13 protein-coding genes are annotated in these 14,963 nt (G+C 64.4%); 8 read left to right on the top strand and 5 right to left on the bottom strand.

The window, feature by feature from the left end; all coding sequences use genetic code 11:
• Window positions 1-51: 51 nt before the first annotated feature.
• Window positions 52-1,533 carry a glycosyltransferase family 39 protein gene (locus QYQ99_RS13355; protein ID WP_302093048.1) on the bottom strand — a complete coding sequence of 494 codons (1,482 nt, stop codon included), beginning with the start codon at window positions 1,531-1,533 and terminating at the stop codon, window positions 52-54.
• Between the two features lie 132 nt (window positions 1,534-1,665).
• On the opposite strand from QYQ99_RS13355, the gene QYQ99_RS13350 reads away from it, so the two are divergent.
• The 3 genes from QYQ99_RS13350 to QYQ99_RS13340 are packed head-to-tail and all read left to right on the top strand — an operon-like array spanning window position 1,666 to window position 3,907.
• Window positions 1,666-2,670: a glycosyltransferase family 2 protein gene (locus QYQ99_RS13350; RefSeq protein ID WP_302093047.1), complete on the top strand. Its 1,005-nt coding sequence runs from the start codon at window positions 1,666-1,668 to the stop codon at window positions 2,668-2,670.
• Window positions 2,667-3,083: a GtrA family protein gene (locus QYQ99_RS13345; protein ID WP_437439071.1), complete on the top strand. Its 417-nt coding sequence runs from the start codon at window positions 2,667-2,669 to the stop codon at window positions 3,081-3,083. The genes QYQ99_RS13350 and QYQ99_RS13345 overlap by 4 nt, the downstream gene beginning before the upstream one ends.
• Window positions 3,080-3,907 (top strand): ChbG/HpnK family deacetylase, encoded by an 828-nt coding sequence (locus QYQ99_RS13340; protein ID WP_302093046.1) that lies wholly within the window; start codon window positions 3,080-3,082, stop codon window positions 3,905-3,907. The genes QYQ99_RS13345 and QYQ99_RS13340 overlap by 4 nt, the downstream gene beginning before the upstream one ends.
• Here QYQ99_RS13340 and QYQ99_RS13335 read toward each other — a convergent pair.
• Window positions 3,904-5,376, bottom strand: a complete 1,473-nt coding sequence (locus QYQ99_RS13335; protein WP_302093045.1) for a PLP-dependent aminotransferase family protein — start codon at window positions 5,374-5,376, stop codon at window positions 3,904-3,906. The two genes, QYQ99_RS13340 and QYQ99_RS13335, sit on opposite strands and share 4 nt — an antisense overlap.
• Before the next feature lie 380 nt (window positions 5,377-5,756).
• On the opposite strand from QYQ99_RS13335, the gene QYQ99_RS13330 reads away from it, so the two are divergent.
• Window positions 5,757-6,935, top strand: a complete 1,179-nt coding sequence (locus QYQ99_RS13330) for a PLP-dependent aminotransferase family protein (RefSeq protein WP_302093044.1) — start codon at window positions 5,757-5,759, stop codon at window positions 6,933-6,935.
• 235 nt (window positions 6,936-7,170) lie between these two features.
• On the top strand, window positions 7,171-8,097 hold the full coding sequence (locus QYQ99_RS13325; protein ID WP_437439078.1) for a PhzF family phenazine biosynthesis protein: 927 nt from the start codon (window positions 7,171-7,173) through the stop codon (window positions 8,095-8,097).
• A 3-nt stretch (window positions 8,098-8,100) separates the two neighbouring features.
• Here the strand turns inward: QYQ99_RS13325 and QYQ99_RS13320 are convergent, their stop codons facing one another.
• From QYQ99_RS13320 to QYQ99_RS13310, 3 genes are all read right to left on the bottom strand, one after another.
• Window positions 8,101-8,760 carry an ABC transporter ATP-binding protein gene (locus QYQ99_RS13320; RefSeq protein ID WP_034353083.1) on the bottom strand — a complete coding sequence of 220 codons (660 nt, stop codon included), beginning with the start codon at window positions 8,758-8,760 and terminating at the stop codon, window positions 8,101-8,103.
• Between the two features lie 166 nt (window positions 8,761-8,926).
• Window positions 8,927-10,579 carry an ABC transporter permease gene (locus QYQ99_RS13315; RefSeq protein WP_302093042.1) on the bottom strand — a complete coding sequence of 551 codons (1,653 nt, stop codon included), beginning with the start codon at window positions 10,577-10,579 and terminating at the stop codon, window positions 8,927-8,929.
• Window positions 10,580-10,798: 219 nt separating this feature from the next.
• Window positions 10,799-11,827, bottom strand: a complete 1,029-nt coding sequence (locus tag QYQ99_RS13310) for an extracellular solute-binding protein (protein ID WP_302093041.1) — start codon at window positions 11,825-11,827, stop codon at window positions 10,799-10,801.
• A gap of 285 nt (window positions 11,828-12,112) precedes the next feature.
• Between QYQ99_RS13310 and QYQ99_RS13305 the strand changes: the two genes are divergently transcribed.
• The 3 genes from QYQ99_RS13305 to QYQ99_RS13295 all read left to right on the top strand — a co-directional run bounded on the left by QYQ99_RS13305 (window position 12,113) and on the right by QYQ99_RS13295 (window position 14,376).
• Window positions 12,113-12,790: a histidine phosphatase family protein gene (locus QYQ99_RS13305; RefSeq protein WP_302093040.1), complete on the top strand. Its 678-nt coding sequence runs from the start codon at window positions 12,113-12,115 to the stop codon at window positions 12,788-12,790.
• Window positions 12,791-12,838: 48 nt separating this feature from the next.
• Complete coding sequence (locus QYQ99_RS13300) at window positions 12,839-13,288, top strand: hypothetical protein (protein ID WP_302093039.1); 450 nt, start codon at window positions 12,839-12,841, stop codon at window positions 13,286-13,288.
• A gap of 101 nt (window positions 13,289-13,389) precedes the next feature.
• Window positions 13,390-14,376 (top strand): Bug family tripartite tricarboxylate transporter substrate binding protein, encoded by a 987-nt coding sequence (locus tag QYQ99_RS13295; RefSeq protein ID WP_302093038.1) that lies wholly within the window; start codon window positions 13,390-13,392, stop codon window positions 14,374-14,376.
• Window positions 14,377-14,963: the final 587 nt, after the last annotated feature.

Raw genomic sequence — 14,963 nt, 5'->3', positions numbered from 1 at the left:
TTCAGCAAAAAAGGCGGGCCAGAGGTCCGCCTTTGCTTGTTTTGACAAGTCTCAGTGCTCGCCCTTGGCAATCTTCACGGGCCGCCAAGCCCAGACACCGTAGGCTCGCGTCACGCCTTCGGGCAATGGGTCCGGTGCCACCATCACCTCGATGATGCGGGCGTTCGGCAGTTCGTCCTCACGAATCCAGGGGCTGTATTGCAGATTGCGCTCCACGTAGACTCGTGGACGCTCGGGCAACTCCATGGCAATGCGCCCGGCCAGCGCCTGCGGGCCGATGATGATGTCCACAGGACCGCCCAGTGCCTGATGCGCCGCAGGTGCCAGACCTTCCACGATCCTGTTCACGGGGATATGGTTCTGATGACTGCTCTTGTAGCCCGACAGTCCCATGGGCGAAGCCAGCCAGAACTGCAGCAGCAGCAGCGCCTGCAAAACCCCGAACGTCAGCCAAGCGGCACGCATGTCCCCGGCTGAGCCCCAGCTCTGCGGAGAGCGAGCCCATTCCATGACGGCAGGCACGCACAGGAACATGAAGGCCGTACCCCATTGCAGATGCAGATAGGAGCCCGTAAACAGGCACAGCACCAGCATGGCCAGCAGCGGCACCAGACCCCAGAGCAACCAGAACTCGCGCAGCATCCTGTCCGCAGCGACCGGCGTCACCTGTGCCGGCGCAGTCTGTACGCCAGTTTTGCCCGCCCTGCGCCGTCCCCACCAGAGAGCCACACCCAGCACGATCCAGGCAGGCATGCAGCGGTTGAAGATCCAGTCCACCGCGAACTTCCAGGACATATTGATGCGGGCGGCCGTATCCAGGTGCAGACCCAGGGAAGTACGCTCGGCGTAATGCATGGGCATCCAGTCATGGGTGCTCAGCCAGTACAGATGGGGAGACAGCACCAACAGGCCGATCACGGTCGCCAGCGCTGCCCCTTTGACATGCACCGGATTCTTCCAGGCGCCAATGCGCAGCCACCACAGGCCTATCACGCCCAACGCCAGCACATATTGATATTTGCTGAGCATGCCCAGGCCCGAGACCAGGCCCAAGCAGGCCCAGCCCGCCAGGGATGGCTTCTGCGAGACATGCCAGGTCAGTGCTGCGGCCAGCGAGATCCACAGCATCATCACGACGTTATGGTTGTAGTAATAGAGCCGCCCGCAGTAGAAGGTGATGCTCAGCGCCGCCAGCAGAGCCACGCTCGCATAGGCCTGGCCCCGCATATCGCACAGCAGCTTCCAGAAAATCGCCAATGAACCCAGCGTGATCACACCGCCCAGCACATAGGTCAGCCCGATGGACGGACCAAAGACGGCCGCAGAAGCAGCCATGATCCAGGTCGGCATCGGCGGATGCTTGAAATAGCCCAGCTCCAGAGAGTGAATCCAGATCAGCTGCTCCACATTGTCTCCGGGCGCGGCCAGGGCCGTCACCCAGTGAATGGCCAGCCAGATCACGCCGTACACCGCAAGCAAGGCGGCAACGGCACGGCCGGTAAGAACAAGAGATTCGCGTGGGACAGCGGTCATCAGACGATCAAGGAAATAAAGGAGCAGAGGCAGCATTGCCTAGGGGCGTGAGTATAGCGACGGCCCTTAGAGGCGACACGAACCGTGACCGGCTCCAGCAAGCAGTTACAGACTTGCGCGAAAATCCTGCCCATGACCGATCTTCATGCCGAATATGCGCCCGCAGCCCCGCCAGCACAATTGCCGCGCCAGCCGCTGAGGCTGAGCTGCGTGGTCCCGGCCTATAACGAACAGGCCAATATCGAGGGCTTTTTGCGTGCGCTGGCCGAGACGGTGAGGACTTTGACTCCAGATTTCGAGATCGTGGTGGTCAACGACGGCAGCCGTGACGCCACGCATGAGTTGAGCCTGCGTCTGGCGCAGGAGCTTCCGCTGCGCTATCTGGCCTTGTCGCGCAACTATGGCAAGGAAGCCGCCCTGACTGCCGGCATAGACCACGCCCGAGGCAACGCCGTGCTGCTGATCGACGCCGATTTCCAGCATCCGCTGGAGATGCTCGGCGAGATGCACGGGCTGTGGCAAGCGGGTTACGAGATGGTCTACGGCGTGATTGCCGACCGCGGCGCAGAAAGTGGCGCCAAGCGCATGGGCACCCAACTGTTCTACCGCGTGATGAACTCGGGCAGCTCGGTCAAGATGCCGCCGAACGCAGGCGACTTCCGCTGGATGGACCGCAAGGTCGTCGATGCCCTCAAGGCCTTGCCTGAAAACAACCGCTTCATGAAAGGTCTGTACGCCTGGGTCGGCTTCAAGACCGCGGCCCTGCCCTTTGTCCCCAAGGACCGTGCGGCAGGCAACTCCAGCTTCAATCTGCGCCGCCTGGGATCGCTGGCGCTGCTCGGACTGACCTCCTTCACCACCCTGCCCCTGCGCATCTGGAGCATGGTGGGTGCCGGCATTTCCCTGCTGGCTCTGGCCTACGGCCTGTGGATTGCGATTGAAGCCCTGTTCTTTGGCAACCCTTTGCGCGGCTGGCCCACGCTGGCTGCAAGCATCATGCTGTTTTCGGGCGTGCAACTGCTGTCCATCGGCATTCTGGGCGAGTACATCGGCCGCATCTACGAAGAGGTCAAGCGTCGCCCCATTTACCTGGTGGCGCATGACGAAGACCGCAGCCCGCTGCGCGAGCCATCGTGATCGCGCACGCGCTGCAACGACTGCGCCGCCTGCCGCAGCTGCTGCAGTTCGTGCTGGTGGGCGGCTCGGCAGCGGCCACGCATCTGGCGGTGGTCGGCCTGCTGGTCTCACTTGGCGGCATGCCGCCGCTCCGGGCCAATGTGCTGGCGTTTCTGGTGGCCTTTGTGGTCAGCTACAACGGTCATGCCCTGCTCACCTTTTCGGCAGCGCAGGCCAGGGGCTGGCCGGTGGTGGCGAAATTCTTTGCCGTGGCCTGCCTTTCCTTTGTCGCCAATGAGGCGCTGTACTACATCGCCCTGAACTGGCTGCACTGGCATTACTTCTGGAGTCTGGCCGCCGTGCTGGTGCTGGTGGCCATAGGCACTTTTGTCATGAGCAAGTTCTGGGCCTTCAAGGCAAGCAGCGCCGCATGAACCACATGAAAAACACCCGCGCCATCCTGCTGTGCGCCGATGACTACGCCCTGCATCCGCTGGTGAACGACGCCGTGCGGCAGCTGGCGCTTGCCGGTCGCCTGTCGGCCACCAGCTGCATGACCACTTCGCCTCTGTGGCCGCAAGCCGCGCCGGCACTGCGGGAGTTGCGTCCCCGGCTCTCGGTGGGTCTGCACTTCAACCTGACCGAAGACCATGGCGGACAGCATGACGCCCAGGCACTGGGCAAGGTGCTGCGCCGGGCCTATGCACGGCAGATGCCGCAAGATCTGATGCGCAAGGCCTGGCGCGAACAGCTCGATGCTTTCGAGCGGGTCATGGGCACGGCCCCGGACTTCATCGACGGCCACCAGCATGTGCATCAGTTGCCCGGCCTGCGCGCTGCCATGCAGCAGGAACTCCAGGCCCGCTATGCCGCACGCGAGATGCCCTGGGTGCGCTCCACGGCACCGGCCGCAGGTCTGTGGCGCAGCCCCAAGGCTGCCGTCATTGCCTTGCTGGGCGGCTGGGCCACCACCCGGCGGCTGCGCCATGCAGGCATTCCCATGAATCATGGTTTTGGCGGCGTCTATGGCTTTGATGCACCCGACACGGCCAGCTACGGCAGGCAGATGGCCGCCTGGCTGCCGCATATGGCGGCCGGCGGCCTGCTGATGTGCCACCCGGCCAGCGGAGTGGTGCCAGGCGACGCCATAGGCAGGCAGCGCCCCGTGGAGTTCGACTATCTGATGTCCGACGCCTTTGGCGAGCTGCTGCAGCGCGGCGGCTGTCATATCCATCAGGGCCCCGTCCAGCTGGGCTAGGACTTCTGCGCCTGGGCCCGCATCTGGGCCACCGCGCGCTCGAAGACGCGCCAGAAGACGGCGTCCTGCGTGGTCGCGAAATTGATGCGCATGCAGGTGCTGGAGCCCCGGCTGGCATGGAACATGGCGCCCGGGGCGATCATATAGCCCTGATCCAGCAACAGCTGGGTCAGCACCTCGGTATCCACGCCGGTATCCACCCAGCCGAACATGCCCGCAGGCTCGGCCACAAAACGGCAGCCAGCCGCCTGGGCCAGCGCCACGCTACGCGTGCGTGCCTGGGCCAGGTGCTGGCGCAGCCGCTCGGCATGCCGGCGCAGCTGGCCTTGCTCCATGCACAGGGCCAGGGCCTGCTCCATGGGAGTCGGCGTGGACAGGGTGGACAGCAGCTTGGTGTCCAGCAGTCTCTCGACCAGCTCGGGCGGCGCCGCCAGATAGCCCAGGCGCCAGTTGGGCACCAGCACCTTGGCAAAGCCGCTGATGTAGATGCTGCGCTGCAGCCGGTCCAGCACCGACACACGCGGCGCGTGATCGGCAGCGATATGGCAGTAGCTATCGTCCTCCACCACATAAAAGCCATGGCGCTGCGCCATCTGCAGCACCTCATGGGCGCTGGCCGCACTCAGGCTGTAACCCGTGGGGTTGTGCAGCACGCTGACACTCACATAGAGCTTGGGGGCCATGGTCTCGCAATAGCGCTGCATCACCGCCATGTCCGGCCCCTCGGGCCCACGCGGCACCGGCAGCACGCGCATGCCCATGGCGGCCAGGCGCGCATATTCCACGGCCCAGCCCGGCTCTTCCACCATCACCGGATCGCCGGGCTGCAGCAGAGCCCGGCTCACAATGTCCAGCGCCTGGGTCGCGCCCAGGGTGGTGATGATCTGGCCCGGCCCCGCCGCGATGCCTATGCGCTGCAGGCGCCGCGCAAGCGCCTCGCGCAGCCGGCTGTCGCCCATGGGTTCGCCATAGCGCACCAGCGATTCGCGCAGCGCCTGCCCGCTGGTGACCTTGCGCATGGCCGCCACCAGAAAGCCGGCATCCAGCCATTCGGCGGGCAGCACACCGGCACCGGGCTGGGGTTTGCCGGCCACACTCTCCACAAACATGCCGCGGATCAGCATGGTGGCGTTGATGCGCGTGCCCGGCGGGATGCCTACCGGGGTATTGACCGCTCCCTCATTGAGAGCAAACTGCGCTTTACCTTCCTGCGTTTGAAGCGGATTTTGCACAATATCCCGCACATAGAAGCCGCGTTGCGGTCTGGCCTCGACCAGTCCCTGGGCCTGCAACAGGTCGTAGGCGGCCACCACCGTGTAGGGGCTCACGCCTTGCTGGCGCGCACATTCACGCACCGAAGGCAGGCGCGCACCTGCGGGCAAAAGCCTTGTGCGTATGCGCTCGGCCAGACGCTCGGCCAGTTGCTGGGTCAGGGTCAGGGCCGCCTGGCGGGACAGGGAGATGGACATGGTGATGGGCCGCGAACTGTATTGAAGCGAATACCGATACAGAAGCCATAATTGTGAGACTGTCTGTATAGGTACTGTAATGGTCTCAAGCGTATATTGAGTCCATCAACCTCTCTTGGCCGCCCTCCACACAGGGCTATGGTCACGGTCTGCGGTCTCACCGACTGCAGACCAAACGTCGCAATTGCCCGCCAGCCCACACAGGCAAACCGGCCGCGACACAATAAGCCCCACCTGCTGGTGCATGGTTGCAGCGCTTTGTGCGCCGCAGCGATGCATCCCGAGCCCCAAGCTCAGGCCGGCACATGCCCGACAATGGCGTGAGAATGCACACTGGCCAGCCCTGCCCGGGCTGGCAACGTAGAGATCGAGTACTGTTTATGACAACCTGGACGCTGGCAGAACGTGCTGCCAAGATGAATTCCTCCGCCATCCGCGAGATCCTCAAGCTGACCGACCGCCCCGGCATCATCAGCATGGCTGGCGGCCTGCCTTCCCCCAAGGCTTTCCCCCTGGACGCGTTCACCGAAGCCTGCCAGACCGTGATGCAGCGTGACGGTGCCGCAGCCCTGCAGTACTCGACCACCGAAGGCTTTGCCCCGCTGCGTCAGGCGATTGCCGACTTCCTGCCCTGGAGTGTCGATCCCGAGCAGATCCTGATCACCACCGGCAGCCAGCAGGCGCTGGACCTGATCGGCAAGGTGTTCCTGGACAAGGGCAGCCGTCTGCTGGTTGAAAAGCCCACCTACCTCGGCGCCCTGCAGGCCTTCACTCCCATGGAGCCCGTGGCCGTGGGCGTGGACAGCGATGACGAAGGCATGCTGATCGACGACTTTGCCAAGCAGATCGGCAGCGGCGCCGACAAGGCCCGTCTGGCCTATGTGCTGCCCAACTTCCAGAACCCCACTGGCCGCACCATGAGCGATGCGCGCCGCCAGGCTTTGGTCGACAAGGCCAGGGAACTGGACATTCCCCTGGTCGAGGACAACCCCTACGGCGACCTCTGGTACGAGCAGGAACCTCCCCTGCCCCTGGCTGCACGCAACCCCGAGGGCGTGATCTATATGGGCTCGTTCTCCAAGGTGCTGGCCCCGGGCCTGCGCATCGGCTTCATCGTCGCGCCCAAGTCCGTGTACGGCAAGCTGACCCAGGCCAAGCAGGCGGCCGACCTGCACACCCCCAGCTTCAACCAGCGCGTGGTGGCCGAAGTCATCAAGGACGGCTTCCTGGACCGCCATGTGCCCACCATCCGCGCCATGTACAAGGTGCAGCGCGATGTGATGCTGATGGCCCTGGAGCGCGAGATGGCCGGCCTCGACGTGCAATGGACACGTCCCGTGGGCGGCATGTTCCTCTGGGTCAAGCTGCCTGCCGGCATGGACGCCCAGGCCCTGCTGGCCAAGGCCGTGGAGCGCAATATGGCTTTTGTGCCCGGCGCGCCCTTCTACGCCGGCGATGCACAGAACAACACGCTGCGCCTGTCCTACGTGACGGTGTCTGCCGAGCAGATCAACGTCGGCATCAAGTCTCTGGCTGAGGCCATCAAGGCCAGCCTCTGACCTGAAAGCTCCCCCTGAGGCGCTACCCGCCTTCCCCCTCTCTCGCTTCGCGGGAGGGGGACGACACCCTCGGTGCGCGGCGGCGCTTCCTCGGTGTCTCTGACACCGCTTGACATATGTTGCGCCTCATCAACCGGCCTGACACGAACCTCCGTGCAGCGCCGGTTTTTCTTTTTGCCGACAATCGCTGCCCATGTCTGCTCCAGCCCCCCATGCCGCTCTATCCCGTCCCTATATGACCGTGGACGTGTTCACGCACACCTCGCTGCTCGGCAACCCCGTGGCCGTGGTGCTGGGCGCCGATGGCTTGAGCGATGCTCAGATGCAGGCCTTTGCGTGCTGGACCAATCTGTCGGAAACCACCTTTGTGCTGCAGCCCAGCACAGCAGCGCTGGCCGCGGGGGCCGACTACCAGCTGCGCATCTTCACGCCTGCGGGCGAGCTGGCTTTTGCTGGCCACCCCACGCTGGGCAGCTGCCATGCCTGGCTGGCCCAGGGCGGACAACCGCGCAACCCCGAGCGGGTACTGCAGGAGTGCAAAAAAGGCCTGGTGGCCATTGGCTGCAATGCACAAGGCGCTCTTTTTTTCGAAGCACCCTCACTCGACTCTCAGGAGATTTCCGAAGAGGAACTGGCACCCGTTCTGCAGGCACTGGGCCTGCAGCGTGAGCAGCTGCTGATGGCACGCAGCCTCGATAACGGATCGCCCTGGCTGGGCCTGCTGCTCGATCACCCGGACACCGTGCTGGCGGTGGAGCCCGATTTTGCGGCGCTCAAAAAGCTCGATGCCAAGGCGGGCCTGGCTGCGATTCACGAGCCTGAAGAGGCGGCTGTGCTGATAGGCCGCTCCAGCCGCGAAGCGCGCGCCTTTGCCAAGCAGGCCGAAGAAGCCGTTCAAGAAAGAGTGACCCCAGCCCAGCCACGCCTCGAAGTGCGCGCCCTGATAGGGGAGACCGCGAGCGAAGACCCTGTCACCGGCAGCCTGAATGCTGCGCTGGCCCAATGGCTGACGGGCGAAGGTCTGCTGCAGACGCCCTATATCGCCGCGCAAGGCGTTTGCGTGGGCCGTGACGGACAGGTTCATGTCCAGACCGCCGCCAACGGCAAGCTCTGGGTGGGCGGGCACACCGTGACCGTCACATCAGGCCGCGTCCTTCTTTAAATCTCAGAGCTGGACCGGCGTCATCCTGCAGATCTGGTCGGCCATGGTTTCGGCCTCCTGCGCGTTGTGCGTGACCAGAATCGCCGTCTGCCCGGTGGCACGCAGAATGTCGCGCACCTCCAGCGTCAGGCGCTCGCGCGTGGCGGCATCGAGATTGGAAAATGGCTCATCGAGCAGCAGCAAGGCCGGAGACGGCGCCAGGGCGCGGGCCAGCGCCACACGCTGCTGCTGACCGCCGGACAACTCGTGCGGGAACTTGCTGCCTGAATTCGCCAGCCCCACCACGGCAAGCAGCTCCTGCACACGTTTGTCGCGCTCTGGCTTGCCCATGCGGCGCAGGCCGAAGCCCACGTTCTGCACTGCCGTCAAATGCGGGAACAGCCCATACTCCTGAAACATCATGCCCACATGGCGCTGCTCGGGGGGCAGATGCGTGCCGGGGCCGGAGAGCAATACCTCGCCCAGATGAATGCTGCCCGCGCGCACCGGCTCAAAACCCGCAATCGCTCGCAGCACGGAGGTCTTGCCGCAGCCCGAGGGCCCCAGCAGGCTGGCGATATGTCCGGCAGGCACCTGCAGATCAAAGCCTTGCAGCACGGTGTGCAAGCCCTTGGGCGTGTCGTAGCCCAGTTGCAGCTGCGCAATTTGTAGAGAGGCGGTCATGCAATCACTTCATACGACTTACGCAAAAACGGGTTCAGGCAAGACGACTGCCTGGGCAGGCAGGCCGTTCTTGCATTCTTGTTTGCATAAGTCCTATTCATCCTATTCATTTTCAATAGCTGCTTGCGCAATATAAATAAGCACCGCAGCCGATGCTCATGCGTATTCATCGCTGCCCGTCCGACAGCTGCGTGCGCGCCAGCAGCATGACGGGAACCAGCCCCGCGACCACAATGCACAGCGCGGCGATCGCGCCCTCCTCATAGGTACCGCGCGCGGCTTCGGCATAGAGCCAGGTGGCCAGGGTGTCGAAATCGGCCGGGCGCAGCAGCAAGGTGGCGGGCAGCTCCTTCATGGCGTCGACAAATACCAGCATGGCACTGGTGGCCATGGCAGGGCGCAGCAGCGGCAGGTGTACGCGCCGCAGGGTGCCCAGGCGGCTTTCGCCCAGCAGTCGTGAGGCCTGCTCCAGCGTCGGCGGGATACGGGCCAGTCCGGCCTCGATACCGCCCACGGGCATGACCAGAAAGCGAATCACGCAGGCAGCCACCAGCACAATGCCCTGCCCCATCAGCGGCAGGCCGTCCATGCCGAACAGCTGGGCCAGCCCGGCGTCGAACGCCAGCGCCGGCGTCAACAGGCCGATGGCCAACACCGTGCCCGGCACGGCGTAACCCAGCGCCGCCAGCTGCGCTGGCCAGCGCGAAGGCGCTCGCGTGCTGACGCCGGTGCGAGTGGCCCAGGCCACGACAAGACCCGCTGCCACCGCGATCACGGTCACACCCAGCGCCAGCCCCAACGTGTTGAGCAGACTGGATACCAGGCCCTCGGAGACACCCGAGCCCTGCACCAGACGCTTGCCGCTTTCCCAAGCCAGATAGGCCGCTGGCGCAGCAAAGCCGATCAGCACCGGCAGACTGCAGGCCAGCGTGGCCAGCCAGGCGCTGCCTGGGGGCAGGCGGTGCGGCGCTATGGCCCTCATGCGCTGGGCCGAGCCAAAGCGCTGACGACTGCGGCCCTGACGCTCCAGCCAGACCAGTGCCACCACAGCCAGCAGCATGGAGCAGGCAATCTGCGCGGCACCGGCCAGATCGGAGCGCGTGACCCAGGTGGTGTAGATCGACACCGTGAGCGTGTGCACGCCCAGGAACTCGGACGCACCGATATCGTTGAGCGTCTCCAGCAACGCCAGACTCAGGCCCACGACCAGCGCCGGCCGCGCCATGGGCAAAGCCACGCGCCAAAAAGCACCCCAGCGGGTCTCACCCAGCGAGCGAGCGGCCTCCATCAGATGCGCCGGCTGGGTCATGAACATGGCCCGCGCCGTCATATACACATAGGGGTAGAGCGTGAACCCCAGCACAAAGATTGCACCGCCCATGGAGCGCAGATCGGGCAGGCGCCACTGGCGCGGGCTGTCGTAACCCAGCAGCCAGCGCAGCGCCCCTTGCACCGGGCCTATGGGGTGCAGCAGATCCAGATAGGCAAAGGCCACGATATAGGCCGGCATGGCCAGCGGCAGCAGCAGTGCCCAGTGCAGCCAGCGCCGCCCCGGAAAATCACAGGCCGTCACCAGCCAGGCACAGCCCGTGCCCACCACCAGCACCACCAGGCCCACCCCGCCCAGCAGCCAGGCCGTATTGGCAGCGGCATCGGGTAGTACATAGCGCAGCAGATCCTGCCAGTGCGCCCAGTCCGCCCCCAGCGCCAGCCAGGCCAGCGAGGCAATGGGCGCAAACACCCCCAGCGCAATCAACCAGCTTGCGCCCTGCCACACCGGCCCGACGGGCCGCAGCCCTGAACGAAGATAAGAAAACATCAAGACAAAACGATCACAGCAAGACCAACGCCCCAGAAACAGATATGCCCCAGCGAAGGGGCTCATACAGGAGCGCAATGCTAAAACAAGCATGCTCCGAAGCAAGGGACAGCGAGCAAGGGCCGCCCCGCTGCGATGCTGTCGTCCCCTCCCCTAGCGCGCAGCGCCTAGAGAGAGGGGAAGCGGCGGGGCCGCCCAGGCAAAGCCGCTCAGGGGTGTTTACTTGTCAAACCCCACCTTGTCGACCAGCATGCTGGCAGCCTTGCGGTGCTTGGCGATCTCGGTCAGCGGCAGCGGATCGATCTTGATCTCGCCAATGCTCTGGGCCACCACGGGGTCCAGCGCCACGCCCTTGCGCACAGGGTGCTCGTAGTTGGCCTGGGCGTACATGTTCTGAGCTGGCTCCGAGACCAGGAACTCCAGCAGCTTCACGGCCTGGTCGCGGTTGGGCGCGTGCTTGGCCACCGAGGCACCGCTGATATTGATATGCGTGCCGCTCTTGGGGTCGTCGAAGCTGGGCTTGACGACCTTGATGGCATCGCCCCACTTGCGTGCATCCGTGCCCTCCTTGGCCGCCTTCATATGGCCCACGTAATAGGTGTTGGCCAGACCCACATCGCAGATGCCGCCCAGAATGTCACGCGCCACGTCGCGGTCGCCGCCCGTGGCCTTGCGCGCCAGATTGGCCTTGACGCCCTTGAGCCACTGCTCGGTCTTGGCTTCACCGTCATGGGCAATCATGGCGGCAATCAGCGCCGTGTTGTAGGGGTGCTGGCCGGCACGGCTGCAGACCTTGCCCTTGAACTGAGGCTTGGCCAGGTCTTCATAGCGGAAGGCGCCGATCTTCATGTCCTTTTCGGCATACAGCACGCGGGCCCTCATGGACAGCGCAAACCACTGGTTGTCTGCGGCGCGCAGCTGGGCCGGAATGGCCGCTTCCAGCAGGCTGGACTTGACCGGCTGGGTCACGCCACCGTCCACCAGATCGAGCAGATTGCCGATATCCACCGTCATCAGCACATCGGCAGGCGAGCGCTGGCCTTCGGCCTTGACGCGCTCCAGCAGGCCGTCCTTGACGAACACCGTCTTCACACCGATCTTGGTCTGCGCCGTGAAGGCCGCCAGCAAGGGCTGGATCAGGGCCGGTTCACGGGTGGTGTAGAGCGTGATGTCCTCGGCGTGTGCGGACAGCGCAGGGGCGCACAGGCTGGCAACGGCGGCCAGTGCAAACAGGGGTCGTCGAAACATGAAGGGCTCCAGAAGGTGAACAGGCATAAAAAAATACGCTCCGCCTCGAAACTAGCAAGCCTCCTGCCAGCCAAGTGCAGGAGGCCCGTGAACCAGTACCGAAAGCGGAGCGTGTTTTTATGTTTTTGAGAATCGCTCTCAACTATCTTAACCGAGCGCCAGGCCATGCCCGCGCCTCAATCCCGATGCGGGATACGGAAATGCGAACCAGTCCGCTGTCACCCAAGCGCCACCTGGTCGCAGGCATGACAGCGCCGCAAGCAGCCAAGGGCCAACATCCGCGCCATGGGAAACCTCTACCTTGTGCGCCATGGCCAGGCCTCGTTTGGCGCGGATGATTACGACCAGCTCAGCTCACGCGGCCAGGAACAGGCCGTTCGTCTGGGTGAATACTGGCGTGAGCGAGGTCTGAAGTTCGACGCCGTCTATGCGGGCACGCTCAAGCGCCATCAGCAGACGCTGGCCGGCATCGTCCAGGGCCTGGGCAGCGCTTCCAGCGTCGAGGCACGAAGCCGCCCCGGACTCAACGAGTACGACAGCGAAGCCCTGCTGCGCGCCATCCACCCGGCCCCCTTGCCAAGGCCCGATACGCCCGAGCTGTACCGCCATCATTTCCGCCTGCTGTGCGACGCCCTGGCGCAATGGATGGGGGGCACCATCAGCCCGCAGGGCATGCCCGACTGGAACGGCTTTGCGGACGGCGTGCACCAGGTACTCGAGGAGATACGCCACCAGCACAGCGGCCAGAACGTGCTGCTGGTCAGCAGCGGCGGCCCCATCTCTGCTGCCGTGGGCCAGGTGCTTGGCACCGCGCCCGAGGTGACCATTGCCCTCAATATGCGACTGCGCAACATTGCCGTGACCGAGTTCAGCATCAGCCCCAAGCGCCTGATGCTGCAAAGCTTCAACACGCTCAACCATCTCGATAGCGCCGAATACAGAAGCTGGATCACCAGCGCCTGACCCCCCTCAGGCCTGGAGCCGGCCAACGCAAAGTGCTACAAAGCCGGCATGGACTCCATCTTTCTCACCCTTGGCGATACGGCGCTGACACTCGACATCGGCTCGCAGCAACATCGGCTACCCATAGGCCTTGCCACCCTGGTCAAGGCATTTGGCCAGCACATGCCCAATGCGCTGACGCTGGAAAACGCGATTGCCGATGTGGAAGATGCCATCATACCGGCCGGGCGCTGGCTGCCTGCAGGTGCCCGCGTGCTGCAAACGGCAGACCCGCTGCTGAGGCAGTTGATCCACAGTGCCACGGCCGACCCGCAAGCCACGCAGGCTTCGCGCGATGCGATCGAGAACCTGTTCGAGTTGCTGGCGCGCCAGGCCCAGCAGTCCGGCCATGCCGACCCGCAGTTGCCGCAGACCGCCGAACATGCAGCCGCCCTGCTGATACTCCGCGAGGCCATGCATCACTGGGGGCTGGCCGCCCTGCAAGCAAGCGGTAACTAGCCATACCTGTGCGGCATAGCAGACAGAACGCTTTGCTGCTGCCTCCAGGGGGCGTTCAGCGGCACACTCTGTGGATAAAAGTTTCAGACAGAAGGACAAGCATGAAACGCCGCAGTTTTACCCAATCTCTGATCAGCGCCGCAGCGGGGGCTGCCCTGCTGAGCGGATTTGCCGCCACCGCCCAGGCCGAAGGCCTGTCCAACCGTCCTATCCGCATCGTCGTGCCCTTCGGTGCCGGCGGCGTGGCCGATGTGACGGCCCGTGTGGTGGCCCAGCAGCTGTCCACCCAGCTCGGCCAGCCCGTGGTCATCGACAACAAGCCCAGCGCGGGCGGTATTGTGGCGGCCGATACCGTGGCCAAGGCTGCGCCTGACGGACATACCTTGTTTCTCATGTCCAACGGCAGCGCCGTCACGGTGAACCTGTTCAACAACCTGCCCTTCGACATGGTCAAGGACCTGACGCCCATCTCCACGCTGGGCTACTTCGACATTGGCGTCATCACCGATGCCAAGTCGCCCTTCAAGAATCTGGGCGAGCTGGTCAGCTATGCCAAGGCCAATCCCGGCAAGCTGAATCTGGGCAGCATCAACGTGGGCAGCACCCAGCATCTGGCGGCCGAGCTGTTCAAGACCACGGCCGGCATCGATGCCCAGATCGTGCCCTTCAACGGCACCCCCGCCGTGGTGACCGCGCTGCGCGGCAAGCAGATCGATGCGGCCGTGGAAATTCTCACGCCCATCATGGGCCAGATCAACTCCAAGGCCGTGAACCTGCTCGCGGTGACGGGAGAGAAGCGCTCGCCGCTGCTGCCCAATGTGCCCACGGCCCAGGAATCCGGCGTCAAGGGCTTTGTGGCCTCGTCCTGGAATGCGCTGGCTGCGCCCTCCAAGACCCCCGCCCCCGTGATCGCGCGTCTGAACAAGGAAATCAACGCCGCCATCAACAACCCCGAGGTCGCCAAGAAGCTGCGCGAACTGAATGTGCAGGCCCAGGCCAGCACGCCCGAGCAGACCGCCAAGCTGCTGCAGTCGGAAATCAAGCGCTGGGGCGATGTCATCACCACAGCCAAGATTGCTAAACAGTAATCTCCCCCTGTGGCGCTGGCGCGCCTTCCCCCTCTCTGGTGCTTCGCACCGGAAGGGGACGACAGCCTCGCTGCGCGGCGGCGCTTGCTCGCTGTCTCTTTGCGGACCGCGCCAGTTTTTCGGAGCGTTGACAGAGGCTGCGGCCGCTGCCCTACGGTGTCTGCGAGCAGATCTATGGCGCTGGCGCGCCTTCCCCCTCTCTGGTGCTTCGCACCGGAAGGGGACGACAGCCTCGCTGCGCGGCGGCGCTTGCTCGCTGTCTCTTTGCGGACCGCGCCAGTTTTTCAGGGCGTTGACAGAGGCTGCGGCTGCTGCACTACGGTGTCTGCGAGCAGATCTATGGCGCTGGCGCGCCTTCCCCCTCTCTGGTGCTTCGCACTGGAAGGGGACGACAGCCTCGCGGCGCGGCGGCGAGGGCCGCCCAGGTCTTGCTCGCTGTCACGCGCATGGAGCACGCCAGTTTTTGGCGGCTTGCGTTGAGCGAGGCTCGCGATGAAACAGATTTTTGCAGTGGCCTTTCAGGGCTTTTCTGTTTTTTGCTATCTTTAAAGTAGCTTATATCGCTTGATAGCATTGATTTTCAATAC

This window comes from Comamonas testosteroni (genome assembly GCF_030505195.1).
GTDB classification, from domain to species: Bacteria; Pseudomonadota; Gammaproteobacteria; order Burkholderiales; family Burkholderiaceae_C; genus Comamonas; species Comamonas testosteroni_G.
The sequence above is the reverse complement of the archived record's forward strand: the minus strand, read 5'-3'. Positions and strand labels throughout refer to the sequence as shown.

Coding starts and splice junctions, on each gene's coding strand:
- QYQ99_RS13320 (WP_034353083.1), bottom strand. CDS start 8,760: ATGACCGCCTCTCTACAAATTGCGCAGCTGCAACTGGGCTACGACACG.
- QYQ99_RS13300 (WP_302093039.1), top strand. CDS start 12,839: ATGGACTCCATCTTTCTCACCCTTGGCGATACGGCGCTGACACTCGAC.
- QYQ99_RS13335 (WP_302093045.1), bottom strand. CDS start 5,376: ATGTCCATCTCCCTGTCCCGCCAGGCGGCCCTGACCCTGACCCAGCAA.
- QYQ99_RS13295 (WP_302093038.1), top strand. CDS start 13,390: ATGAAACGCCGCAGTTTTACCCAATCTCTGATCAGCGCCGCAGCGGGG.
- QYQ99_RS13355 (WP_302093048.1), bottom strand. CDS start 1,533: ATGACCGCTGTCCCACGCGAATCTCTTGTTCTTACCGGCCGTGCCGTT.
- QYQ99_RS13315 (WP_302093042.1), bottom strand. CDS start 10,579: ATGTTTTCTTATCTTCGTTCAGGGCTGCGGCCCGTCGGGCCGGTGTGG.
- QYQ99_RS13350 (WP_302093047.1), top strand. CDS start 1,666: ATGACCGATCTTCATGCCGAATATGCGCCCGCAGCCCCGCCAGCACAA.
- QYQ99_RS13310 (WP_302093041.1), bottom strand. CDS start 11,827: ATGTTTCGACGACCCCTGTTTGCACTGGCCGCCGTTGCCAGCCTGTGC.
- QYQ99_RS13305 (WP_302093040.1), top strand. CDS start 12,113: ATGGGAAACCTCTACCTTGTGCGCCATGGCCAGGCCTCGTTTGGCGCG.
- QYQ99_RS13340 (WP_302093046.1), top strand. CDS start 3,080: ATGAACCACATGAAAAACACCCGCGCCATCCTGCTGTGCGCCGATGAC.
- QYQ99_RS13325 (WP_437439078.1), top strand. CDS start 7,171: ATGACCGTGGACGTGTTCACGCACACCTCGCTGCTCGGCAACCCCGTG.
- QYQ99_RS13330 (WP_302093044.1), top strand. CDS start 5,757: ATGACAACCTGGACGCTGGCAGAACGTGCTGCCAAGATGAATTCCTCC.